The organism is Streptomyces sp. ISL-36, assembly GCF_018614205.1.
Classification (GTDB): domain Bacteria; phylum Actinomycetota; class Actinomycetes; order Streptomycetales; family Streptomycetaceae; genus Streptomyces.
The window spans coordinates 1-23969 of record NZ_JAGGOS010000127.1 but is presented as its reverse complement, the minus strand read 5'-3'; the positions used below and the strand labels follow the sequence as shown (position 1 = coordinate 23969).

Genomic DNA, 23969 nt, shown 5'->3' with positions numbered 1-23969 from the left:
ACGTGGTCCGGGTGAAGGTCCTGGAGGTGGACATCCCCCGTAAGCGGATCTCGCTGACGCTGCGGCTGGACGACGAGGCGACGGCCACGGAGTCGGCGCCGGCGCCCCGGAAGGAGCGGGGCGGGCGGCCGCCGCAGCAGCGCCGTGGCGGTGGAGGCGGCGGCGGTGGCGGTGGCGGCCGGGGTCGCTCCCAGGCCCCGGCCCCGTCGAACAGCGCGATGGCCGACGCCCTGCGCAAGGCGGGCCTGCTGAACGAGGGCGGCGGCAGCGGCAAGCGGCGCGGCCGCTGACGACCCACGGGCCCGGCGCGACGGCCGGGCCCGTCCTTCCCGCCCGCACCACCGGTGCGGGTGCGGAGCGCGTCCCCGGGCTGCCGGGCAGACCCTCCCGCGCCGCCCGGTCCGGTCTAGGTGTTCGGGAGGAAGCGGAGGGCCCATTCCGCGCGGTTGGCCACCGCGAGGTCGTCGTCCTCGGTCAGGGGCTGGAGGACCGTGCGGGAGGTGTGCGGGTCGGACTGGACGATGTCGACGATCTCGGTGGCCAGCGCGTCCTGGTCGTCGCCGAGGTCGACGGACGAGGCGCGCAGCAGCGCGGGGAGCGCGTCGGGTCCGCCGATGGCGGCGAGGACGCCGCCCAGGAGCTCGCGGGCGTAGGCGTTCTGTTCGGCGAGCGCGCGGTCCAGCTCGGCCTGCAGGCGCGGCAGGAGCCCGGCGTCGCCCGAGGCCGCGATCTCGTCGGCGAGGTCGATCGTCTCGTCGACGTCCGCGTCCAGATCGTCGAGCATCTCGGTCAGCCGGGTCAGTAGATCGGTCATGGTGCTGCCTCCTGGAATGCGCCGTCCCTCAGAACGGGGACCGTGTCCGAGGTGTCGACCTCGGTGGCCACCGCCACGTCCTGCGGATAGCCGTACTCGTACAGTTCACGCCCCGAATCGCATCGGTGCAGGGCGGCGACGGGGTCGTCGGTCGCCTCCCACAGCGTCGCCGCCGCCGTCGCCTCCGGGCTCAGGACGAACGGGCCGGCGGCACGCAGGGCCGAGAGCACCGCTCCGGCGCCCAGCAGGTCCTCCAGGGCCGGCCGCAGTGAGCCATCGGGCCACCGTTCGCCCGAGGCGATGACGGCCAGGGGGCGGGCCCCGGAGCCGTAACCGCGTTCCGCGAGCCACCCGGCGACGGCCGTACGGTTGCGCAGCGAGGCCGCGACCACCGTCGCGTCGCCCGCCTCCGCCGCGATCGTGGAGCCGTTCGGGGACGGCAGGACCAGGCGCGGGGTGGGCGGCGCCGTGCGCAGGGCGGCCGGGGAGAGCGACCACGGGTGCTCGGGGGTCGCCTCGCTCCGGCCGACGGCGAGGGTCGCCTCCCGCCGCTCCGCGTACGCGCGCGCCGTCGCGTCTCGCCAGCGGTACGGATACACGGCGGTACCGGACTCCACGGCGACACCCACCGCCGTGGTGAAGGAGAGGACGTCGACGACCACCACGCACGCCGAGGACGGTGCGAGGACCCGGGCCTCGGTCGGGCCCCACCCGAAGGTGACGTCCATCAGAGCTCGGTCACCTTGCCGGCCGCGACCTCGATGCGGCGGGTCGTACGGACGGCGTCCAGCATCCGCCGGTCATGGGTGACCAGGAGCAGCGTGCCGGTGTAGGTGTCGAGCGCGGCCTCCAGCTGTTCGATGGCCGGCAGGTCCAGGTGGTTGGTCGGCTCGTCGAGGACCAGCAGGTTGACACCCCGGCCCTGGAGCAGGGCGAGGGCGGCGCGGGTGCGCTCCCCCGGGGAGAGGGTGGTGGCCGGACGCAGGACGTGCTCCGCCTTGAGGCCGAACTTCGCCAGCAGGGTCCGTACCTCGGCGGGCTCCGTCTCCGGTACGGCCGCGCAGAACGCGTCGAGCAGGGACTCCGAGCCGTGGAAGAGCTTGCGGGCCTGGTCGACCTCGCCGACGACGACACCCGAGCCGAGGACGGCATCGCCCGAGTCCAGCGGAAGGCGGCCGAGGAGCGCGGCGAGCAGGGTCGACTTGCCGGCCCCGTTGGCACCGGTGATGGCGACCCGGTCGGCCCAGTCGATCTGAAGGGTGGCCGGTCCGAAGCGGAAGTCGCCGCGGCGGACCTCCGCCTCGCGCAGCGTCGCCACGACCGAGCCGGAGCGCGGGGCGGCGGCGATCTCCATCCGCAGCTCCCACTCCTTGCGGGGCTCGTCGACGACGTCGAGCCGCTCGATCATCCGCTGCGTCTGCCGAGCCTTCGCGGCCTGCTTCTCACTGGCCTCGCTTCGGGCGTTACGTCCCAGTTTGTCGCTGTCGGTGGCCTTGCGGCGGGCGTTCTTGACGCCCTTGTCCATCCAGGAGCGCTGCATGTGGCCGCGGGCTTCGAGGGCGGCCTTCCTGCCCGCGTACTCCTCGAAGTCCTCACGGGCGTGGCGCCGGGCGGTGTCCCGCTCGTCCAGGTAGGCCTCGTAGCCGCCGCCGTACAGCGTGATCTGCTGCTGGGCGAGGTCGAGTTCCAGGACCTTGGTGACCGTGCGGGTGAGGAACTCGCGGTCGTGGCTGATCACGACCGTGCCGGCGCGCAGGCCCTGCACGAACTTCTCGAGCCGTTCCAGACCGTCGAGGTCGAGGTCGTTGGTGGGCTCGTCGAGGAGGAAGACGTCGTAGCGGGAGAGGAGGAGGGAGGCGAGTCCGGCGCGGGCGGCCTGGCCGCCGGAGAGCGAGGTCATCGGCTGGTCGAGGCCGACGGTGAGACCGAGCTGGTCGGCGACCTCCTCGGCACGCTCGTCCAGGTCGGCGCCGCCGAGGTCGAGCCAGCGCTCCAGGCTGATCGCGTACGCGTCGTCGGCGCCGGGCGCGCCGTCGACCAGGCCCTGGGTGGCCTCGTCCATGGCGGCCTGCGCGGCCGCGACGCCCGTACGGCGGGCCAGGAACTCGCGGACGGTCTCTCCCTCGCGCCGCTCCGGCTCCTGCGGGAGGTGGCCGACGGTGGCGGTCGGCGGGGAGAGCTTCAGCTCTCCGTCCTCGGGGGTGTCGAGCCCGGCGAGCAGCCGCAGCAGGGTCGACTTGCCGGCGCCGTTGACACCGACGAGGCCGATGACGTCGCCGGGGGCGACGACGAGGTCGAGGCCGGCGAAGAGGGAGCGTTCGCCGTGGCCGGCGGCGAGGTCCTTGGCGACGAGAGTGGCAGTCATCAGGAGATGAATCCTAGGTCAGAGCGGCCCGGGCGCGTTCGGCGCCGGCGTTCCGCGGCCTCTCGGGGGCCGGCCACGGGCCGCCCGCCGCCCTCCGGGCCGGCGCACCGCAGGGACGGCCGGCTCGCTCCCGGGTGCGGGTCACCGGAACCGGCGGCGGGATGTTCCACGACCGCGCCCTGCCGGTACGGTCCCGTCATGAGCGGCGATGTGATCGTGGTGGGTGGCGGGGTCATCGGTCTGACGACGGCGCTGACACTGGCGGAGCGCGGCCGGCGGGTACGGGTGTGGTCGCGGGACGCCGTGACGGGGACGACCTCGGCGGTGGCCGGCGCGCTGTGGTGGCCGTACCGGATCGAGCCGGAGGCGGAGGTCGGTGGCTGGTCGCTGGACTCGCTGCGGGTGTACGAGAAGCTCGCGGCCGATCCCGTGGCGACGGGCGTGCGGCTGGTGGCCGGGGTCCACGCGGACACGCTGCTCGACGGGCTCGGCGCCTGGGCCGGCGAGCTCGCCGACCTGCGGCAGTTGGCGCCCGAGGAGGTTCCGGGGCCGTACACGACGGGGCTCGCGGCCCGGCTGCCACTGATCGACATGCCGGTTCATCTGGCGTGGCTGCGGGGCCGGTTCGAGGCGGCGGGCGGCGTGGTGGAACGGCGTACGGTGACCGGCTTCGCACAGGCGGCGGAGGAGGCCGGGGTGGTCGTCGACTGCACGGGCCTCGGGGCGCGGGAGCTCGTCCCGGACGGGCGACTGCGGCCGGTGCGGGGGCAGTTGGTGCTGGTGGAGAACCCGGGGATCGAGGAGTGGTTCACGGCGGCGGACTCGGCGTCGAGCGAGACCACGTACTTCTTCCCGCAGCCGGGGCGGCTGATCCTGGGCGGGACCGCGCAGGAGGGCGACGAGCGGCTCGACGCGGATCCGGCCACGGCCGCGGAGATCGTGGCCCGGTGCGCCCGCGTCCGGCCCGAGATCGCGGGCGCACGGGTGCTGGGGCACCGGGTGGGGCTGCGGCCCACGCGCGTGGGAGGCGTACGGATCGAGGCCGAGAGGCTGCCGGGTGGCGCCCTCCTCGTCCACAACTACGGTCACGGCGGTGCGGGGGTGACGGTCGCCTGGGGCTGCGCGCGACGGGCGGCCGACCTGGCCCTCGGCTGAACCACCGGTGCGGGCCGACACGGACCTCGGCCGCACCACCGGTGCGGGTGGCTGCGGAGCACGTCCGCGGCGGCTTCGCAGCACGTCCGCCGGGGTCGCTCCGGCACCGTCGTTCCGGCACCGGTCGCTCCGGCCCTGCCGGTTCCGGCCCGGTCCGCGGACCGGGCCGGAACGACGCGTGGAGGGTCAGTTCCAGGGCTTGTGGTTGTCCTCCGCGTCGATGCAGTTACGGATCTTGCGGTCCAGGGCGTCGGCCTGGGCGCGGGCCTTGCGGGCCTCCGCCGTGGCGCCGAGGCGCCGAGGCGCTGCAGCTTGGCGGCCTTCGCCCGCAGTTCGTGCGACTGCTGGCGCATCTTGTCGATCTCGCACACGATCTTGGTGCCGCCGGCCGCCGTCGCGGGCGTCGCCGTCACCGCCTGTCCGAGCAGCAGGCCCCCGGCCAGCAGCGTCGTCGTGGTGAGCGTCGCCAGGGAGCGGCGCAGCGGCGTCGGAACTTCATGGGTGTCTCCAACTTCCGGGCCGTGGGGACCCGTTCAGAGGCATGGTCAGTACCGACCGGTAACCCTAACGCAGAGTGATCAACGCCCCTCGCCCGGCGTGTCGGTACCAGGGCCGATCCGCAGCTCGAAGTCGCCGTCGTACTTCTCGTGCCCCGCGATCACGGCGAGTTCGACGACCTCCGCTCCCACCTCTCCCCGCACGATCAGCGGATCCCTGCGCAGATCGCGCATGAGCGCCACGCACATGCCGATCATCACGAGGACGAACGGTGCCGCCACGAGGATGGTGAGGTTCTGCAGGCCCGCGAGCGCGTCGCCCTGGCCGTCGCCGATGAGGAGCATGATGGCGGCGACCGCTCCGGTCACCACCCCCCAGAACACGACAACGGGACGGGAGGGTTCGAAGGCCCCGCGCTGCGAGAGCGTGCCCATGACGATCGAGGCGGCGTCCGCGCCCGACACGAAGAAGATCCCGACGAGGATCATCACGAGCAGACTCATGGTCCCGGCGATGGGGAACTCCTGCAGCAGCCCGAAGAGTTGCCCCTCGGGGGTGGTCTCCCCCTGCAGCCGTCCCGCTTCGCCGAGCTTCATCGCCGTACCGCCGAAGACGGCGAACCAGACGAGGCTCACGGCGCTGGGCACCAGGATGACCCCGCCGACGAACTGCCGGATCGTCCTGCCCCGGCTGATCCGGGCGATGAACATGCCGACGAACGGCGTCCAGGAGATCCACCAGGCCCAGTAGAAGACCGTCCAACTCCCCAGCCACTCGTGGATGTTGTCGCCGCTGGTCGCCTCGGTCCGCCCGACCATCTGCGGCAGGTCGCCGAGGTAGGAGGCGACGGAGGTGGGCAGCAGATCGAGCACGATGATGGTGGGTCCCGCCACGAAGACGAAGACGGCGAGCACCAGCGCGAGCACCATGTTGGTGTTGGAGAGCCACTGGATGCCCTTCTCGACACCGGAGACGGCCGAGAGGACGAAGCAGAGGGTGAGGACGGCGATGATGCCGACGAGCAGCCCGGTGCCCGTGTGCCCCAGCCAGCCCAGCTCCTCGACGCCGCTGCCGATCTGCAGCGCGCCCAGCCCCAGTGAGGCGGCCGAGCCGAAGAGGGTGGCGAAGATGGAGAGGATGTCGATGACCCGGCCGGGCCCGCCGTACGCTCGCCGTTCGCCCATCAGCGGGACGAAGACGGCGCTGATGGTCTGCCGGCGGCGGCGCCGGAAGGTGGAGTACGCGATGGCGAGTCCGACGACGGCGTAGATCGCCCATGGATGGAGCGTCCAGTGGAAGAGGGTGGTCGCCATCGCCGTCTGCATCCGCTCGGCCGAGTCGGCCGGGTGGGTGCCGGGCGGCGGCGTGCCGTAGTGGGCGAGCGGCTCGCTCACGCCGTAGAACATCAGGCCGATACCCATGCCGGCGCTGAACATCATGGCGATCCACGACACGGTCCGGAACTCGGGGCCTTCGCTCTCCTGACCGAGGGTGATGCGGCCGTAGCGGCTGATCGCCAGCCACAGCGCGAAGACGACGAACCCGGAGGCGGCCAGCATGAACGCCCAGCCGCCGTCGCGGATGAGACCGTCGAGGAGGCTGCTGGAGACGCTCTGGAGGCTGTCCGTGGCCGTGGCGCCCCAGACGACGAAGGCCACGGTGAGGACGGCGGTGACACCGAACACGATCCGGTCGGTGCGGGCGCGCTCGAGGTGGTCGGGGCGTCCGGGGAGGTCCGCCGTCACCGGCAGCCACTCCCGGCTTCCCCGGACTCCCCTGACCGCCCGGCCGGCCCTGCCTCCCCTGCTTTTACGTCCTTCCCGGCCTTCCTCTCCTTCTCGGCCTTCCCCTCCTTCGCGGCCTTCCTCTCCTTCACGGCCTCGGCCCGCCCGGCCTGTTCTGACCTCCCGGTCGGCGCCTTCTCCGCGGCCGTCCGGTCTCTGTTCTTCCTGCGGCACAGATGGCACCTTTCGCACATGACGGGACAAACGCTATGTCTCGGGTAAGGCAGTACCACAGGTGCGGCGGAAGTCAGGGGATCAACAGACCTCCATGGGTTGCCCAGTGGTGAGCCGGTAGGACGCCCGGCCGTCGAGCAGCAGCGGGACGAGCGCGCGCGCCGACTGCCGCAGCGGAACGAACCCGCCGTCGCCGTCGCGGCGGACCGTGACACCGTGCAGCGCGAGCTCGTCGCCGAACTCGGCGTACTGCGCACGGTCCAGCAGGTAGCCGCAGGGCGGGTCCCCGATGATCTCGCCGGGCTCGGCCGGGTCGTTGTCGGCGCCGCCGAGCAGGACCGGACCCCGGTCGGCGAAGCCGCGGTGCCGAGCCGCCGCCGTGGCCGCGAGGAGCGGGCCGCGCCGCTCCTCGACGTAGGCGAAGGCTCCCCTCAGGGCGACGAGTTGGGTGTGCACGCGACGGCGCTGGTTGCGGGCATGGTCGTCCTTCTCGGCCTCGGTCAGGGCCTCCACGCGGGTCTCGACGAGCAGCCCCACGGCGTGCTTGACGCCGACCGTGTTGCGCAGGATCCGCTCCTGGCCGTCGCCCGCGACCTGCTTCAGGGGCTTTCCGGTGAGCGGATCGGTCCAGATCCCGTAGACACCGCTGCTGAAGCCCACGGCCCCGGCGGCCGGCCGGACGTACGACTCCGAGAGCGTGTGGGCCTCGTCGTGCACGTGTGCGTCGGTGTTGAGGTTGCGGGGCCAGAGCGCGAGAAGGTCCTTGTCGTAGTACGGCGAGGTGCCGCCGTACTCGTGCAGGTCGTAGACCATGTCCGGGCGCCGGTCGCGGATCACCGCGGCCAGCGTGCGGGCTTCGGCGGTCTTGAGGGCGATGTGGTCGCGGTTGATGTCGACCCCGTCGCCGTTGCCCCGGGTGTCGGCCTCCCGCCCGTCGGGGTTGGCGGTGGGAACGACGAGGACGGTGGTACGGGAGAGGAAGCGCCGGGTCTGCGGGTCCTGGGCGTACGCGAGGTCGCGGACGGTGGTCAGGCAGGCCTCGCGGCCGGACGGCTCGTCACCGTGCTGGCTGCAGACGAGCAGGACGGTCGTGCCGGCCCCAGTGCCGGCCCCGGCTCCGGCTCCGACCCCGCCCCCGGCACCGCCGATCGCGGCGAGCCGGAGGGGGCGCCCCTGCTTCGTCGTGCCGATGGTGCGCACCGTGACGCGGTCGCTGCCTCGGTCCACGGCGTCCAGGAACTCCGTCTCCTCCCGCTCGGTGGTCCACCGGTCACCCCGGCTCGTCTCGAAGCCGGTCCTCGGGGGCGGCGCCGGGGCGGCGGTGGCGGCGGCCTGCGCGGGCACGGCGACGATCGGCAGACCGAGGGCGGCGAGGGTCACGGCGAGGACCGCCGCGTGACGGGGGGTACGGGCCCTCACCGGGCGCCCCCCGGGATCGGGTGGCCCGAACGGGGATGCCCGACCCCGGTCAGGGCTCCCCCGGCCGATCCGCCCGGCCGCCCGCCGTCCGTACCCGCCGCGCGATCGGCACCCGCCGCGTCGCCCGTGTCCGCAGTCGCCCGCGCGAAGGCGTCCGCGCCGCCGACCAGGGCCAGTTTCGCCGCCGTACGGGCGAGGTCGAGGGTGAGCGTCGGCCTGGTCGACGGCGGGTCGAGAAGGTCCTTGTCCGTCCCGCCGACGATCAGGGCGAGCCGGTGGCCGGCCGGGACGACATGGTCGGTGGCGGCGAGATCGAGGGTTAGCGTGTACGCCCTGCCGGGGGTCAGCGGTCGCTCCTTGCCCGGGTCCGCCCAGGTGCCGAGATCGGCCCAGCCACGGCTGACGATCGTGAAGTCGACGTCCGCCGTACGGGCCTTGGTCTCCTTGAAGCAGGCGCTGTCCCCGCCGGTGCTCGCGCCCCAGCAGCTCCGCTCGGTGAGGGTGGTGATGCCCTCGCCGGCCGCCGCGTAGTCCCGGATCGTGTCCGGGCCGAGGTCGACGAGGACGGCCGTCAGGTGCGCGGTCGTGGTGGTCGGGGTGGCGGTGACGGTCACCTTCGAGGAGCCGGAGATCCTCAGGTCACGGGTGAGCGGCCGGGTGACGAAGCCGGCCTTGGCGGGGGTCCCTTCGTCGATCCGCGTCGCCCAGTCGGTCTCGCCCAGGCTCGGGTCGTCGGTGAAGGTCTCGGTGGTGCCGGGCGCGGCGGGGGTACGGCCGAGGGTGCCGACGCCGGGCGCGGCGCCCGCGCCGGGGCGCAGGGTGGTGGGTTCGGTGGGACGCGGGGGCCAGACCCGGTCGGTGGTCCAGCGGTCCGGGGCCCGCTCGATGTCGGCCATCGGCTCGCGGTCGATGCCGTTGTCGTAACCGAGGAGGTAGTGGTCGAACCAGCGGTGGAGGGTCGGCACCCAGTCGGCGCGCCGGAAGTCGAAGGGGTCGACGTGGCCGGTCTGGGAGAGCCAGATCTTCCGCTCGACGCCGTGGGCCGCGAGGGCGTCCCACCACTGACCGAAGTGGTTGGCCCGGACGTTCAGGTCCTGCCGGCCGTGCACCACGAAGACGCTCGCCTTCACCTTCCCGGCGTCCGGGACGTGGTTCCGCTCGCTCCAGGCGCGGGTCCAGTCACCGCTGTAGGGGGTGGCGGCCGTGATGCGGTCCTGGACCGCACCGCAACGGGCCTTCGCCTCCGGGCTGTTGACGTAGTCCGAGAGCCAGCTGGGGTTGGCGTCGTAGAGCGGGGCGCCCTGGGAGTGGAAGTAGTCGTACCAGGAGGAGATCGCGCCGATCGGCACGATCGTCTCGAGCCCCTCGACCCCGGTGGCGGCCACGCCGTTGGCGACGGTACCGTCCCAGCTCTTGCCGATCATGCCGACCTTGCCCGTGGACCAGGTGGTGGCCCGGGCGCGGTCGGAGCCGGTACGGGAGGTGTAGCCGCGCGCCCTGCCGTTCAGCCAGTCGACGACGGCCTTGGCGGACCGGACGTCGGAGCGGCCGCCGACGTCGTCGCAGCCGTCGGAGCGGCTGGTGCCTGCGAGGTCGACGGCGACGAAGGCGTAGCCGCGCGGGACGAAGTAGTTGTCGTAGAAGAGCGGGAACTGGACGGGGTTTCCGTCGGCGTCGTACGTCTTGCGCTGCCCCTCGTTGCCCCGTCCGCAGCAGGCGTAGTACGGGCTGGCGTCCATGATGACCGGGATCTTCCGGCCGTTGGCGGCGGTCTCGCGGGGCCGGACGATGTCGGCGGCGACCCGGTCGGTGCGGCCGTCCCCGTCGCCGTCGAGTCCGGTGTCCACCCAGACGGACTCGCGGATCGCGTCGCCGTAGGAGTACACCGGCTTCGACTCCCGTACCTCGGGAGCGGCTTGGGCTCCGGAGGGCGTGAGCAGCGCGGCGGTCAGGGCGGCTGTGGCGGCCGTCACCAGGGTTCTGCACGACAGACGAGCTCTACGGGTTCTCCGCACAGGTATCGGCATGGGGCGGAACGTACCCCGGTCAACTCCTGAGCAAAAGAGTGCGGTCGGGACGGGAGCGGTTCATGTCGGCCGAATGGCGATCATGTGACGGGAAGCCCCATGGACATGACGGGGCTTCGGGGGTCTGAATAGTGTCGCTAAGGACCGACGACCACCCGCGCGTCTTACGCTTCTTCACGTTTGGAGCCCCTGTGCACCGCAGAATCATCGTTCCGAGCGCCCTCGCGGCCTCCCTGCTGCTGGCGATCCCGGCATCGGCGGCCGACTTCACTCCGGGCGCCCCGGGCATCGGCGACTCCTACTACCCGGCCAGTGGAAACGGCGGTTACGACGTTTCCCACTACGACCTGCGGCTGACGTACCAGCCGGCGACCGACCTTCTGGAGGGCACGGCGACGATCCTCGCCACCACGAAGCAGAACCTCTCCCGCTTCAACCTCGACCTCGGACTGAAGGTCAGCGAGGTGCGGGTGAACGGCAAGAAGGCGAAGTTCACCGCCGCCGGGGAGCAGGAGCTGGAGATCACCCCGGTCGCGCCGCTGGAGAAGAACCGGACGATCTCGGTCGTCGTGCGGTACGCCGGCAAGCCCTCCGAGGTGAAGATCGGCGGCTGGACCGCCTGGCACCGGACCCCCGACGGCGGTGTGGCCGCCCAGGAACCGGACTCGGCCGCCTGGTGGTTCCCGTCCAACGACCACCCGCTCGACAAGGCCACCTTCGACGTCTCGGTCGCCGTACCGGACGGCACGCAGGCGATCAGCAACGGTGTGCTGCAGTCGCAGTCCTCCAGGCTCGGCTGGACGCGGTACAACTGGCGCTCCAACAAGCCCCAGGCGACATATCTGGCCACGTTGGCCGTTGGGAAGTTCGACATCACGACCGACAGGACCGCGGGCGGGCTGCCGGTCCTCAACGCGTACAGCAAGGACCTGGGCGACAACGCGGGCGCGGCGCGGGCGAGCATCGAGCGCACGACCGAGGTCGCGGAGTGGCTGGAGGAGGTCTTCGGGCCGTACCCCTTCAACGCCCTCGGCGGCTATGTCCCCAATGTGACCAGCGGCTACGCGCTGGAGACGCAGACCCGGCCGTTCTACAGCCCGCGGCAGTTCGCCAACGGGTCGAACGTCTCGGTGGTCGTGCACGAGTTGGCCCACCAGTGGTACGGCGACAGCGTCTCGGTCGACAACTGGAAGGACATCTGGGTCAACGAGGGCTTCGCCCGCTACAGCCAGTGGCTGTGGTCGGAGAAGGAGGGCGAGGGCACGGCCCAGGAGCTGGCGGACTACGTCTACGCGACGCGCGCCGCCGAGGACCCGTTCTGGACGGTCGAGCCGGGCGACCCGGGCCCGGAGAACCAGTTCCACATCGCCGTGTACGACCGGGGCGCCCTGGCGCTCCAGGCGCTGCGCAACGAGATCGGCGACGAGGACTTCTTCGCCGTCCTGAAGGGCTGGCCGACGGAGTTCGCCTACGGGAACGCCAAGGTCGGTGACTTCGTGCGGTACGCGGAGCGGGTCTCGGGCAAGCCGCTGGCAGAGCTCTTCGACACCTGGCTCTACCAGCCGGTGAAGCCGGCCGCCCCGGCGGCCGCGGAGGCACGGGTCGCGGCGCGTTCGGCGGAGGGATCGGTGGCGGGATCGGCGGCCTCCGGCGCGGATGCGAAGCCGGTGCAGCCGAAGTCCTGGAAGAAGATCGCGGAGACGAACACGATCCACGAGCACGACGGGCACGACGGACACCACTGACAGGAGCTGACCCGCGCCGTGCGCCCTGCCGCAGCCCTCAAGGGCCGGGCAGGGCGCACGTCCGTCGTCCGGTTAGTCTCTCCGGCGTACGGACGGAGAGGAAGCGGGTCGTGGCCATGGACATCGAGCGGTACGGCGATCCGGCGGCACGTGAAGCGGTCGCACGCCGCGTCGCCGTCGCATGGGGTCTCGAACTGCCGGTCTCCTTTTTCCGGTTCCTGGACCTCCTGGCCTCCCTGGGCCCGGCCGAGCGGCGGGCGCTGCGCGACCTGGAGCTGGCGCCCTTCGGCGTGCTGGACCTCTTCGACGACCCGGCCGCCCCGCCGCGCGACGGCCTCGACATCCGGGTGCACGGCAGGTACTACCGCGATCCGCCGGAGTTCCTGACGTTTCTGCACGGCGGTACCGACGGGCTCCACTTCGGGCTGTGGTCCGACGACGGGCGCACCTGCGCGGGCGTGGGGTCGTACTACACCCACGACGGCGGCGGGATCGAGCGGCGGCACACGACACCGCTGGAGGCGGTCCGGGCACGGATCGAGTGGGCGCAGCGGGACCTCGCGGACATGGTGGCCGACGGGGAGGACGCGTCCATGCGGCTGGAGGACCTGGGACAGCTGCGTACGGCTCTGACCCGGTTCGAGACCGGGGAGCGCACGGAGACGGGGCTCGCCTACTCCCAGGCGTACGAGTACCGCAGGCCGCCCGTCGACCCCACCCGGATCACCACCCTGGACGGCGCGGGCGCCCAGGCGTCCGGTGCGACGGCGCTGGACCGTCCGCCGCACAACGCGGCCGACGAGTACCGCTTCGGCACCTTCCTGGAGGAGCTGTTCGCGGACGGCCCGGCGCTCCGGGCGGCCCGCGAGGAGGCCGTGCGACGGGCGGCGGCGGGCGATCCGACCGAGGCGCTGGTACTCGGGCGCGATCTGCACCGGGCGTCCTACGGCGAGCCGGAGCGTAAGGCGTACGCGGGTGAGCTGCTGGCCCTCGCCTACCGGGCACTGGACCGCCCCGCCCTCGCCGAGATCGCGCAGGCCCATCACCGGCACCGGTCGGCGGCGGACGTGAACGTGCTGCGGCGCCGCTGACCCGGCACGCAATCGAGGGCAGGGCGGCCGCCGGCTCGGCGAGCCTGTTCGCCATCCGGGCTGAGAGCGCTTTCCCGAGCGGTTCCCGTGTGGGGGCCACGCGTTACCCTCGTCCCTGTCAGCACCGTGATCCAGCATGCCCGCACCGCCCGCCCGTGAGGAGCCAGCCTTGAGCGAACCGACGACCGGGACGCGCCCCACCCTGGAAGCCGTCGCCGCGCGCGCCGGGGTCTCCCGGGCGACGGTGTCCCGTGTCGTCAACGGCGGGGCCGGGGTCCGCCAGGTGCTCGCCGAGAAGGTGCGCAAGGCCGTCGAGGAGCTCGGCTACATCCCCAACCACGCCGCTCGGACGCTGGTGACCCGGCGCAACGGAGCGGTGGCGGTGATCATCGCCGAACCGGAGTTCCGGATCTTCTCCGACCCGTTCTTCGAGCAGCAGGTCCGCGGCATCAGCCGTGAACTCACGGCCTACGACGCCCAGTTGGTTCTGCTCTGGGTGGAAGGGCCGGGTGACCACGAGCGGATCGCCCGCTATCTGGGCGGCGGCCATGTCGACGGGGCGCTGGCCTTCTCGCTGCACAACGACGACGAACTACCGCAGATCGTGCGGCGCGTGCAGGTTCCCACCGTCTTCGGAGGACGCCCGGGTTGGAAAGAGGCGCAGGGCGCGCTCGCGGTCCCGTACGTCGACTGCGACAACCGGGGCGGCGCCCGCGCCGCGGTGCGTCATCTGCGCGGCCTCGGCCGCCGGAGCATCGCGCACATCGGGGGGCCGGGCGACCAGACGTCCGCACTCGACCGGCTCGACGGATACCGGGACGAACTGCCCGAGGCGGACCCCGCCCTGGTGGCCGAGGGGGCGTTCACGGAGGAGAGCGGGGCACGCGCGATGACCGAGCTGCTCCGGCGGCGCCCCGACCTGGACGCCGTGTTCGCCGCCAACGACCTGATGGCCTCCGGTGCGCTGCGCGTGCTGCGCGCCCAGGGCCGACGGGTGCCCGAGGACGTGGCGCTCGTCGGCTTCGACGACGTCCTCCCCATCGCCGAGGCGACCGACCCTCCGTTGACGACGGTCCGTCAGGACATCGAGGGAATGGGGAGGTTGATGGTCCAGATCCTGATGCGGACCCTCGACGGCGAGGCCGCGGAGCCCGTGATCACGCCGACCGAGCTGGTGCGGCGCGCCTCCGCGTAAGGATCCTGAATCCGGGGGTCAACCACCGGGATACATCGAGCTGTTACGCGTTCGACTCTTGACGGGGACCACGCCGGGAAGGCACGCTCCTGACGCATTCCTGAGAGCGCTCTCAAGAAGCGGGCGGCAGCGCCCCGGGAGCGGTTCTCGACGGACCCCGAAGCCAAGGGAGGCTTCCCATGCCCACTGCCCGAGCCGCCAGAAAAGCCGCGTTCCGCCTCGGGGCGGTCGCCCTCGCCGGGGCACTCCTCGCCGGCTGCGGATCCGGCGGATCCGACGGCGCCTCCGACAGCGCGGGCGGAAAGGTCACGATCACCGTCGACCTGTTCGGCTCGTTCGGCTACAAGGAGGCCGGGCTGTACGCCGCGTACGAGAAGCTCCACCCGAACGTCACCATCAAGCAGACCGACACCGAGGACGAGCAGGACTACTGGAAGTCCCTCCAGACCCGGCTGGCCGGCGGTGGCGGACTCGCCGACGTCCAGGGCATCGAGGTCGGGCGGATCGCCTCCGTCACCCAGCAGCAGGCGGACAAGTTCGAGGACCTGACCAGGTACGGGGCGAACGATCTGAAGGGTGAGTTCGCCGAGGCCAAGTGGTCCGCCGCGACCACGAAGGACGGCAAGGTGCTCGGTCTCGGCACGGACGTCGGTCCCGAGGCCATGTGCTACCGGACCGACCTCTTCAAGCAGGCCGGGCTGCCCACCGACCGCGCCGAACTGGCCCAGAAGTGGTCCACCTGGGAGGGCTACCTGGAGCTCGGCCGGCAGTACAAGGCCAAGGCCCCGGCCAAGAGCGCCTGGCTGGACAGCGTCGGCAGCCTCTACACGGTCATGATTGGCCAGGAGAAGGAGCGCTACTACGACGCATCCGGCAAGTTGATCTACGCCGAGAACCCGGCGGTCAAGACCGCCTGGGAGACCTCCACAGAGGCGGCGCGGGCAGGCCTGAGCGCCAAGCTCGACCAGTGGTCGCCCCAGTGGAACCAGGCGTTCTCCACCGGCTCCTTCGCGACGCTGCCCTGCCCGGCGTGGATGCTCGGCTACATCAAGGGCCAGGCCGGGGACGCCGGCAAGGGCAAGTGGGACATCGCCAAGCTGCCCGGCGGGGCGGGGAACTGGGGCGGCTCGTACCTCTCCGTACCGCGCGCGGCGAAGCACAAGAAGGAGGCGTACGAGCTGATCAAGTGGCTCACCGCCCCCGCGCAGCAGGCCACGCTCTTCACGAAGCAGGGCAACTTCCCCTCCTCGACGGGCGCCATCTCGCAGGTCGCATCGGCCTCGGACCCGTACTTCTCCGGCGCGCCGATCGGCCAGATCTTCGGTGACGCGGCGAAGGCGGCGCCGGTGCAGGTGCTGGGCGTGCACGACAAGAACGTCGCCGATCAGATCACCAACGCGCTGAGCGAGGTGGAGCGCAAGGGGACCTCCCCGGAGAAGGCGTGGTCGAACGCCCAGAAGGGCGTGGAGAACGCGATCGGCTGAGCGGACGTGGGCGGGGGCGCGAGAGCGAAGGGGGCGGGAGACGGGGCCGGGGCCCGATCCACAGAGCCCCGCCCGCAGGGGTCCGCCCGCAAGGGTCCGCCATCGGTGGGCCCCGGGACCCGCCCCCTTCGCTCGCTCTGCCTCCCCCGCCTTCTCCCCTCCCCTCCTCTCCCCCCCTCCCTCCCCTTCTCCTCTCCCCTCCTCTCCCCCCCCTCCCTCCCCTTCTCCTCTCCTTCTCCTGACCGAAGGGCCGCACCGTGACCCTCACCGCCTCCGGGCCGACGACGGCGTCCGTCCCGCCGCCGTCGGCCCGGTCCTCCGCCGCCGCGCGCCGCCGCCGCCGGTGGGCCGCCCTCGTTCCGTACGCCTATATCACCCCTTTCTTCACGCTCTTCGCGGCCTTCGGCCTCTTCCCGCTGATCTACACCGCCTTCGTCTCGCTCTACCGCGTCGAGCTGCAGACCCCCGGCGACATGGAGTGGCGCGGTTTCGGGAACTACGCGGCCCTACTCACCGACGAGTTCTTCTGGACCGCGCTGCGCAACACGTTCACCATCGGGGTGCTGTCGACCGTCCCACAGCTCGCGATGGCCCTCGGTCTCGCGCATCTGCTCAACTACAAGCTTCGTGGCCGGACCTTCTTCCGTACGGCGATGCTGCTGCCGTACGCGACCTCCGTGGCCGCCGCCACACTCGTCTTCGCCCAGCTCTTCGGGCGGGACTTCGGGCTCGTCAACTACGCGCTCTCGCTGATCGGTGTCGGCCCGGTGGACTGGCAGAACGGCACGCTCGCCTCGCAGATCGCCGTCTCCTCGATCGTCGTATGGCGCTGGACCGGCTACAACGCGCTGATCTACCTCGCCGGGATGCAGTCGATCCCCGGCGAGCTGTACGAGGCGGCGGAGATGGACGGCGCCTCGCGGTGGCGACAGTTCTTCCACGTCACCCTGCCCGGGCTGCGTCCCACGATCGTCTTCACCACCGTCGTCTCCACCATCGGCGCGACCCAGCTCTTCGGTGAGCCGCTGCTCTTCGAGGGCTCGACCTCGGGCGGCATCTCGCACCAGTACCAGACCCTCGGGCTCTATCTGTACGAGCAGGGCTGGGGCTTCTTCCACCTGGGGCGGGCGGCCGCGATCGCCTGGCTGATGTTCCTGTTGATCCTCCTGCTGGTCGGGGTCAACGCCCTGATAGCGCGCCGCCGTTCACGTCGAGAGAAGGGTCGGGCATGACCCCGCGCCGAACCCCGCGTACGGGCCACGGCGGCAGGATCACGTACGCGATCCTGGCCCTCGCCGTGCTGGTCTCCGCCTTCCCCTTCTACTGGACGATCGTCGCCGCCAGCCGCTCCAACGCCGACCTGGCGCAGGTGCCGCCGACGCTGCTGCCCGGGCCGAACCTGATCCGCAACTTCGAGGCGGTGATGGAGGAGGCCGACATCGGCAAGGCGCTCCTCAACTCCCTCATCGTCTCCGGCTCCATCACCGTCGGCACGGTGCTGTGCTGCACGCTGGCCGGGTTCGCCTTCGCCAAGCTGCGCTTCCGGGGCCGGGGCGCGCTCCTCGCGGTCACGGTCGGCACGATGATGATCCCGCCCCAGCTCGGGGTGATCCCGCTCTTCATGCTGATCGCCGAACTGGGCTGGGTGAACCAGCTGCAGTCGGTGATCCTGCCCGGCCTGGTCTCGGCGTTCGGGGTCTTCTTCATGCGGCAGTACCTGGTGCAGTCGCTGCCGGACGAGCTGATCGAGGCGGCCCGCGTCGACGGTGCCTCCTCGGCCCGGATCTTCTGGTCGATCGTGGTGCCGATCGCCCGGCCCGGGATGGCGGTGCTCGGGCTGCTGACCTTCATGGCCGCCTGGAACGACTTCTTCTGGCCGATCGTCGCCCTCTCGTCACAGGAACCCACCGTGCAGGTCGCGCTCCGTCAGCTCGGCGGCGGCTACGTCCACGACCAGTCCGTGATCATGGCCGGCACGCTGCTCGGCACCCTGCCCGTGCTGCTCGTCTTCGGCCTGCTCGGCCGGCAGATCGTCGGCGGCATCATGCAGGGCGCCGTCAAGGGCTGACCCCTTCCCCTCAGCACCGTCACCCTCTTCTCGACGATTCCGGGAGTTCTCCTCCATGAACGCTCTCTTCCCCGCCGGTTTCCGCTGGGGCTCGGCCACCGCCGCCTACCAGATCGAGGGCGCGGCGAACGAGGACGGCCGCACTCCGTCCATCTGGGACACCTTCAGCCGTACGCCGGGCAAGGTGCGCAACGGCGACACCGGCGACATCGCCGCCGATCACTACCACCGGATGCGGGAGGACGTGGCCCTGATGAAGGAGGTGGGGCTGACCGACTACCGGTTCTCCCTCTCCTGGTCGCGGATCCAGCCGACGGGGCGGGGGCCGGCCGTCCAGAAGGGGCTGGACTTCTACCGTTCGCTCGTCGACGAACTGCTCGAAGCCGGGATCCGGCCGGTCGCCACGCTCTACCACTGGGATCTGCCGCAGGAGCTGGAGGACCAGGGCGGCTGGCCGGAACGGTCGACCGCCGAACGGTTCGCCGAGTACGCCGGTCTCGCCGCCGAGGCGCTCGGCGACCGGATCACCACCTGGACGACCCTCAACGAGCCCTGGTGCGCGGCCTTCCTCGGGTACGGCTCCGGTGTCCACGCCCCGGGCCGCACCGACGAGCGGGCCGCCCTGCGCGCCGCCCACCACCTCAATCTGGCCCACGGCCTGGCCGCCCGGGTCCTGCGCGAGGCCGTACCGGCCGCCACGGAGCTCTCGCTCACCCTGAACCTCCATGCGATCAGGGCCCTCTCGGACGCGCCGGAGGACGTGGACGCGGCCCGCCGGATCGACGCCGTCGGCAACCGGATCTTCCTCGACCCGGTCTTCCACGGCCGCCTCCCGGCCGATCTGGTCGAGGACACCCAGCGGATCACGGACTGGTCCTTCGTCCGCGACGGCGACCTGGAGGTGATCTCCACTCCGATCGACTCGCTCGGGATCAACTACTACTCCCCCGCCGTCGTCGCCGCCGGCACGTCGGAGACCCCTTCACCCTGGCCGGGGGCGGCGCAGCGGGTACGGTTCCTGCCCGCACCGGGACCGCGGACCGCGATGGACTGGCCGGTGGACGCGGACGGTCTGCACGAGCTGCTGGTCCGGCTGCGCGACGAGCTGCCCGGCGTGCCGCTGCTGATCACCGAGAACGGGGCCGCGTACGACGACTACGCCGACCCGGAGGGCCGGGTCCAGGACCCGGAGCGGGTGGCGTACCTGGACGCCCACCTCGCGGCCACGCACCGGGCGATCGCCGACGGGGTGGACGTCCGGGGGTACTTCCTGTGGTCGCTCCTCGACAACTTCGAGTGGGCGTACGGCTACGGCAAGCGGTTCGGGATCGTCCATGTGGACTTCGCGAGCCAGCGCCGGACCCCGAAGGACAGCGCACGCTGGTACGCGGAGGTCATCGCGCGGGGTGGTCTGCTCCGCTGAGCCGGGCCTCGCGCCGGGCGCGCCGGGCCAGGGGCAGGTAGCGCAGCCGCTCGGGGAGTACGGGGACCACCACCCGTACGATCCGGGCGAAGCGGCGCAGCCGTCGCTCCTGCTCGTCGGTCCACTCCAGGCCGATGGCCTCGCGGGCGTCCGGCGGCATGAGGCCGACCGTGATGAAGGACCGGAAGCGGGCGAGCGGCCGCTCGACCACCGGCCACACCGCCCTGAGCAGGAGCCGCAGCGGCAGCGGGCCGCGGTCCGGCGGTGGCAGGGGCCGGTCGGTGGCGATCAGCTCGCGCACGACGACGGTGGCCTCCAGCTCGTCGCCGAGCACCTTGCGGTAGTACGGCCAGAACTCCTCGATCGTCTGTGGCATGTCCCGGTCGTGGATGCCGAGGATCCGGCCGACCTGGAGCCACTCGGCGTAGAGCTGCCGTTCCTGGGCCGCGGTGAGGGGGCGGTGGAGATAGCGCAGGCCGTGGTGGTAGACGGGGAAGCCGGTGGCGTGCACCCAGGCGTAGTTGGCGGGGGTGAGCGCGTGGTAGCGGCGCCCGCGGGTGTCGGTGCCCTGGATGGTCCGGTGGAGCCGGCGGAGCCGGCGTCCTTCCTCGGCCGCGGCCTCGCCTCCGTACACCCAGAGCTGGGCGGAGCGCAGTGAGCGCTCGCCGCGGCCCCAGGGGTCGGTGCGGAAGACGGAGTACTCGTCGACGCCGGCGCCGACGGCGGGGTGGGCGACCTGCATGGTCAGCGCGGCGGGCAGCATCAGGAGTCCCCGGATGTCCCCGGCCACGCTCCAGAGCACCCCGCCGACGGGCGGGGGCGCGGGGGCCTCGGTCGGTCCGGTCGCCGCTCCGTTCGCCGCTCCGTTCGCCGGTCCGGTCGCCGGTCCGTTCGGTCGAGTCATGCGGGCGCTCTCCTCACGTTCCGTTCCCAGCCTGCCCCGACCGGGCCTTTCGGGCAAAGGGCAGCCATGAGTCGGGGCCACGTCCCGGGCGTCAGCCCAGGGCGTGGCCCCGACCTCGTGGTGCGTGGGTCTCAGCCGCGGTCGGCACCGACCGGCTCGCCGACGATGCGGCCGGCCAGGGCGTGGGCCCAGGCCTCGACATCGGCGTTGAGCTCGCGCTCGGCGGCGGCCCGCTCGGCGGCGATGCGCTCGGCACCGGCCGCGAGGATCACGTCCCGCTCGGCCACGCCCTCGGCGCGGGCGGCGGCGATGGCGGCCGCGCCCTCCTCGGTGGCCTTGGAGCGGATGCGGGCGGCCTCGTGGCGGGCCTCGGCGAGCTCCGCCTCGTACTGCTCGCGGATCTGGGTGGCCTCGGCGCGCAGGTCGTCGGCGCGCTCGGTGCCGCCCGCGATGGCGTCCTCGCGCTGGGCGAGGGTGCGGTTGATCTTCGGCAGGATGCCCTTCGCCAGGAAGAGGAAGGTGAGGCCGAACAACACGACGCCGAGGATGAGCTCAGCCGTGACGGGGTTGAGCGGACCGAGGTCCATGTTGAAGATCGTCGAATTCTGCGCGAGGGTCATGCGCGCATCTTACCTGGTCGTGAAAGTGACAATTCGGGCGAACGGACCGGGAGGGGTGAGAGTTGGCGCGTTCGTGCGAGCTGCGCAAGATTCCCGGCATCCCATGGCTACCGGAAGGTAACCAGGGCTGCTTTGATGTGCGGCGCCGGTCCAACCCCCCACCACCTCACGGGAGTTCCAGTGCCGCTTGCCCCGCTCCACCGCCGCACGCTCGGCGCAGCCCTGTCGGGCGCGCTCGCCGCCGCCACCCTGGCCGCGACCGCACCGACCGCCACGGCCACGACCGCGAACGCCGCGGCCGCCGAGACGCCCGCGCTGAAGGTGCTCTCGTTCAACACATTTCTCTTCAGCAAGAGCCTCTACCCCAACTGGGGCCAGGACCACCGGGCCAAGGCGATCCCCGCCGCCCCCTTCTTCCAGGGCAACGACGTCGTCGTGGTCCAGGAGGCCTTCGACAACTCCTCCTCGGACGCGCTGAAGGCGAACGCGGCCGCGCAGTACCCGTACCAGACCCCGGTCATGGGCCGCAGCAAGACCGGCTGGGACGCCACGAGCGGGGCGTACTCCGCCACCACGCCCGAGGACGGCGGCGTGGCGATCCTCAGCAAGTGGCCGATCGTCCGCAAGGAGCAGTACGTCTACAAGGACGCCTGCGGCGCGGACTGGTACTCGAACAAGGGCTTCGTCTACACCGTCCTGAACGTCAACGGCAGCCGTGTCCACGTCGTCGGGACCCACGCCCAGTCAACCGACCCGGGCTGCTCGGCGGGCGAGGCGGCGCAGATGCGCAGCCGCCAGTTCAAGGCGATGGACGCCTTCCTCGACGCCAAGAACATCCCGGCGAACGAGCAGGTCCTCGTGGCCGGCGACCTGAACGTCGACACCCGCACGCCCGAGTACGGCACGATGCTCGCCGACATGGGCGTCGTCGGCGCGGACGCCCGCACCGGCCACCCGTACTCCTTCGACACCGAGCTGAACTCGATCGCCTCCGAGCGCTACCCGGACGACCCGCGCGAGGACCTCGACCACATCCTGCACCGCGCGGGCCACGCCCGCCCGGCCGGCTGGACGAACAACGTCGTCCTGGAGAAGAGCGCGCCCTGGACGGTCTCCAGCTGGGGCACGCAGTACACGTACACGAACCTGTCCGACCACTACCCGGTGACGGGGTACGCCGCCCCGTAGCACCGATCCGGCACGGCCGGGCGGCGCACCGGCGCCTTCGGGCGCCGGCGCGTGGTCCTGTCGCCCCGCCGCCCGGCCTGCGGCCGCTCCGAGGCCGTACCCAGCAGGCGCTGGGCCCCCGGGCGCTACTCCTCCGGCGCGTACCCCGTCACGCAGCGGCTGTACGAGTACAGGGCGGCGATGACCTCCTGCCGTGAGCGGCGGCCGGCGAGTACGTCCATCTGGTAACCGTCCTCCATCGCCACGAAGTTGGCCGCGACCAGGCGCGCGGAGTCCGCCAGGCCGCGATCTCCTTCGCGGGGACCGGCGGAGCCGGCCTGGGGCTCGGCAACGAGGAGGCCGCCGCCGACGCGCTCGGCCATCTCGCGCCGGCGGTCCTCGGCGGCACCCTGAGCCGGGCCGTCACCCTCGCCGTCGCCGTCTCGGCGGTCGGGGCCCTGCTGACCTGTGCGAGCGCCGTACCGCGGACCACGCTCTCGATGAGCGCGCACGGCGCCCTGCCGGCCGCCTTCGCGCGGACACACCCCCGCTTCCGCACCCCGGCGTTCGGCACCTTGTTCTTCGGCATCGCGACCGCCCTCGCCCTGATCCTGCTGACACTCGTCTCGGCGGACTTCCTGGGCGACTCCGTCCTGTCGATCGGGCTGCTGATCGCCTTCTACTACGGCGTCACCGGCTTCGCCTGCGCCTGGCACTTCCGCGGGGAGCTGCGGAACTCCGTGCGCGATCTCCTGATCAAGGGCGTCCTGCCGGCCACCGGCGGTCTGATGATGCTGGCGGCCTTCGTGCGCAGCGCGTACGACATGGTCGATCCCGGCTACGGCTCCACGTCCGTGGGCGGGGTCGGTGGCGTCTTTCTGCTCGGCGTCGGCTCGATCGTCCTGGGAGCCGTCGTGATGCTGCTGATCCGCACCCGCCTCCCCCGCTTCTTCCGCGACGGTCGAACGTCCGTCGCCACCCTGTCCGTCACGGAGAACTGAGCCCCCATGCGCACCCTCGCGATCGCCGCCGTCCAGACCACGCCCGTCGCGCACGACCCGCACGCCACCTGGGACCGCTTCGCCGGCCAGGTCCGTGCGGTGCGCGCCTCCTTCCCGCACGTGCAGCTCGTCGTGGTGCCGGAGCTGATGCTCGCCGCCGAGGCTCCTCTGCTCCAGGCCCGCCCGGAGTGGATGAAGGAGGCGGCCGTACCCGTCCCCGGGCCACTGACCGGGCTCATCTGCGACCTGGCCAGGGAGACGGGCCTCTGGCTGGTCCCGGGCAGCCTCTACGAGCAGGCCGAGGACGGCCGCGTCCACAACACGGCCCTCGCCGTCTCCCCTGCCGGTGAGATCGTGGCCCGCTACCGCAAGGTCTTCCCCTGGCAGCCGTACGAACAGACCAGCCCCGGGCGGGAGTTCGTCGTCTTCGACCTGCCCGGCATCGGCCGCGCGGGGCTGGCTATCTGCTACGACGGCTCGTTCCCCGAGACCATGCGGCAACTGGCCTGGCTCGGCGCCGAGGTGGTGATCCAGCCGACGCTCACCACGTCCCGGGACCGCGACATGGAGCTGGTCTGCGCGCGGGCCAACGCCTGGACCAACCAGCTGTACGTCGTCAACGTCAACGCCGCCGACCCGGCAGGGGTCGGGGCCAGTGTGATCGTCGACCCCGAGGGCACCGTACGGCAGCAGGCGGCCGGCGGCGAGGAGGTCCTCGTCGACGTCCTCGACCTCGACACCGTGACGAGGGTCCGCAGGTACGGCTCCGCTGGCATCAACCGCCCCTGGGCGCAGCTCACCCGTTACGGCGACCGGATCGAACTGCCGATGTACGGCGGTACGTTCCGCCCGGTGCCGCACGGCTGAGCTAGGGGGTGTAGGTGCCGAACGTGCTGTAGGCCCAGAGGCCCACGATCCCGGCCACGCAGATCAGGACCACCCAGGAGCTGAGGCTCGTGTGCCGGTTCCTGCCCGGGGGACGGGTGCGGCCGGGCTTCGCGGGCCTGGCGGCCTTGGACGGCTTCGGCGAGCGGG

21 protein-coding genes and 1 pseudogene are annotated in these 23969 nt (G+C 72.1%); 12 read left to right on the top strand and 10 right to left on the bottom strand.

The window, feature by feature from the left end:
* A pseudogene (locus J7E93_RS29395) lies at window positions 1-290 on the top strand (RNA-binding transcriptional accessory protein); the annotation flags it as partial.
* A gap of 116 nt (window positions 291-406) precedes the next feature.
* On the opposite strand, the gene J7E93_RS29390 reads toward J7E93_RS29395, so the two are convergent.
* The 3 genes from J7E93_RS29390 to J7E93_RS29380 are packed head-to-tail and all read right to left on the bottom strand — an operon-like array spanning window position 407 to window position 3179.
* On the bottom strand, window positions 407-814 hold the full coding sequence (locus J7E93_RS29390; protein ID WP_215073038.1) for a hypothetical protein: 408 nt from the start codon (window positions 812-814) through the stop codon (window positions 407-409).
* Window positions 811-1542, bottom strand: coding sequence for a 2-phosphosulfolactate phosphatase (locus tag J7E93_RS29385; protein WP_215073037.1), 732 nt, complete (start codon window positions 1540-1542; stop codon window positions 811-813). The genes J7E93_RS29390 and J7E93_RS29385 overlap by 4 nt, the downstream gene beginning before the upstream one ends.
* Window positions 1542-3179, bottom strand: a complete 1638-nt coding sequence (locus tag J7E93_RS29380) for an ABC-F family ATP-binding cassette domain-containing protein (RefSeq protein ID WP_215073036.1) — start codon at window positions 3177-3179, stop codon at window positions 1542-1544. Before J7E93_RS29380 ends, J7E93_RS29385 begins: the two co-directional genes overlap by 1 nt.
* A 198-nt stretch (window positions 3180-3377) precedes the next feature.
* On the opposite strand from J7E93_RS29380, the gene J7E93_RS29375 reads away from it, so the two are divergent.
* Window positions 3378-4334 (top strand): FAD-binding oxidoreductase, encoded by a 957-nt coding sequence (locus J7E93_RS29375; protein ID WP_215073035.1) that lies wholly within the window; start codon window positions 3378-3380, stop codon window positions 4332-4334.
* A 186-nt stretch (window positions 4335-4520) separates the two neighbouring features.
* Here the strand turns inward: J7E93_RS29375 and J7E93_RS37520 are convergent, their stop codons facing one another.
* From J7E93_RS37520 to J7E93_RS29355, 4 genes are all read right to left on the bottom strand, one after another.
* Window positions 4521-4703 (bottom strand): hypothetical protein, encoded by a 183-nt coding sequence (locus J7E93_RS37520; protein ID WP_251067266.1) that lies wholly within the window; start codon window positions 4701-4703, stop codon window positions 4521-4523.
* A 209-nt stretch (window positions 4704-4912) separates the two neighbouring features.
* The gene (locus tag J7E93_RS29365; RefSeq protein ID WP_215073040.1) at window positions 4913-6583 is read right to left on the bottom strand and encodes a BCCT family transporter; all 1671 of its coding nucleotides are present in this window, start codon (window positions 6581-6583) and stop codon (window positions 4913-4915) included.
* Window positions 6584-6871: 288 nt separating this feature from the next.
* Window positions 6872-8209, bottom strand: coding sequence for a M14 family metallocarboxypeptidase (locus tag J7E93_RS29360; RefSeq protein WP_215073034.1), 1338 nt, complete (start codon window positions 8207-8209; stop codon window positions 6872-6874).
* Complete coding sequence (locus J7E93_RS29355; protein WP_215073033.1) at window positions 8206-10236, bottom strand: Xaa-Pro dipeptidyl-peptidase; 2031 nt, start codon at window positions 10234-10236, stop codon at window positions 8206-8208. The genes J7E93_RS29360 and J7E93_RS29355 overlap by 4 nt, the downstream gene beginning before the upstream one ends.
* A gap of 191 nt (window positions 10237-10427) precedes the next feature.
* Between J7E93_RS29355 and J7E93_RS29350 the strand changes: the two genes are divergently transcribed.
* From J7E93_RS29350 to J7E93_RS29320, 7 genes are all read left to right on the top strand, one after another.
* Window positions 10428-11981 (top strand): M1 family metallopeptidase, encoded by a 1554-nt coding sequence (locus tag J7E93_RS29350; RefSeq protein ID WP_215073032.1) that lies wholly within the window; start codon window positions 10428-10430, stop codon window positions 11979-11981.
* A gap of 110 nt (window positions 11982-12091) precedes the next feature.
* Window positions 12092-13072, top strand: coding sequence for a DUF2228 domain-containing protein (locus J7E93_RS29345; RefSeq protein ID WP_215073031.1), 981 nt, complete (start codon window positions 12092-12094; stop codon window positions 13070-13072).
* 136 nt (window positions 13073-13208) lie between these two features.
* Window positions 13209-14267, top strand: a complete 1059-nt coding sequence (locus J7E93_RS29340) for a LacI family DNA-binding transcriptional regulator (RefSeq protein WP_374105444.1) — start codon at window positions 13209-13211, stop codon at window positions 14265-14267.
* A gap of 179 nt (window positions 14268-14446) precedes the next feature.
* Window positions 14447-15751 carry an ABC transporter substrate-binding protein gene (locus tag J7E93_RS29335; protein WP_215073029.1) on the top strand — a complete coding sequence of 435 codons (1305 nt, stop codon included), beginning with the start codon at window positions 14447-14449 and terminating at the stop codon, window positions 15749-15751.
* A gap of 257 nt (window positions 15752-16008) precedes the next feature.
* Window positions 16009-16983, top strand: coding sequence for a carbohydrate ABC transporter permease (locus tag J7E93_RS29330; RefSeq protein WP_215073028.1), 975 nt, complete (start codon window positions 16009-16011; stop codon window positions 16981-16983).
* Window positions 16893-17819 (top strand): carbohydrate ABC transporter permease, encoded by a 927-nt coding sequence (locus J7E93_RS29325; protein WP_374105445.1) that lies wholly within the window; start codon window positions 16893-16895, stop codon window positions 17817-17819. The genes J7E93_RS29330 and J7E93_RS29325 overlap by 91 nt, the downstream gene beginning before the upstream one ends.
* A 55-nt stretch (window positions 17820-17874) precedes the next feature.
* Window positions 17875-19242: a GH1 family beta-glucosidase gene (locus J7E93_RS29320; RefSeq protein WP_215073026.1), complete on the top strand. Its 1368-nt coding sequence runs from the start codon at window positions 17875-17877 to the stop codon at window positions 19240-19242.
* Here J7E93_RS29320 and J7E93_RS29315 read toward each other — a convergent pair.
* Both J7E93_RS29315 and J7E93_RS29310 read right to left on the bottom strand, forming a co-directional pair.
* Window positions 19214-20146: an oxygenase MpaB family protein gene (locus tag J7E93_RS29315; RefSeq protein WP_215073025.1), complete on the bottom strand. Its 933-nt coding sequence runs from the start codon at window positions 20144-20146 to the stop codon at window positions 19214-19216. The two genes, J7E93_RS29320 and J7E93_RS29315, sit on opposite strands and share 29 nt — an antisense overlap.
* Window positions 20147-20277: 131 nt before the next feature.
* The gene (locus J7E93_RS29310; RefSeq protein WP_215073024.1) at window positions 20278-20766 is read right to left on the bottom strand and encodes a hypothetical protein; all 489 of its coding nucleotides are present in this window, start codon (window positions 20764-20766) and stop codon (window positions 20278-20280) included.
* A 135-nt stretch (window positions 20767-20901) separates the two neighbouring features.
* Here J7E93_RS29310 and sph point away from each other — a divergent pair, with 135 nt between their 5' ends.
* A complete protein-coding gene (gene sph / locus J7E93_RS29305; protein WP_215073023.1) occupies window positions 20902-21954 on the top strand; it encodes a sphingomyelin phosphodiesterase in 1053 nt (350 codons plus the stop codon).
* Window positions 21955-22079: 125 nt separating this feature from the next.
* Here sph and J7E93_RS37515 read toward each other — a convergent pair whose 3' ends face one another.
* Complete coding sequence (locus J7E93_RS37515) at window positions 22080-22316, bottom strand: hypothetical protein (protein ID WP_251067265.1); 237 nt, start codon at window positions 22314-22316, stop codon at window positions 22080-22082.
* Between J7E93_RS37515 and J7E93_RS29295 the strand changes: the two genes are divergently transcribed.
* Both J7E93_RS29295 and J7E93_RS29290 read left to right on the top strand, forming a co-directional pair.
* Window positions 22242-22934, top strand: coding sequence for an amino acid permease (locus J7E93_RS29295; RefSeq protein WP_308368830.1), 693 nt, complete (start codon window positions 22242-22244; stop codon window positions 22932-22934). The two genes, J7E93_RS37515 and J7E93_RS29295, sit on opposite strands and share 75 nt — an antisense overlap.
* A gap of 6 nt (window positions 22935-22940) precedes the next feature.
* On the top strand, window positions 22941-23801 hold the full coding sequence (locus J7E93_RS29290) for a carbon-nitrogen hydrolase family protein (RefSeq protein WP_215073022.1): 861 nt from the start codon (window positions 22941-22943) through the stop codon (window positions 23799-23801).
* Window positions 23802-23969 lie beyond the last annotated feature (168 nt).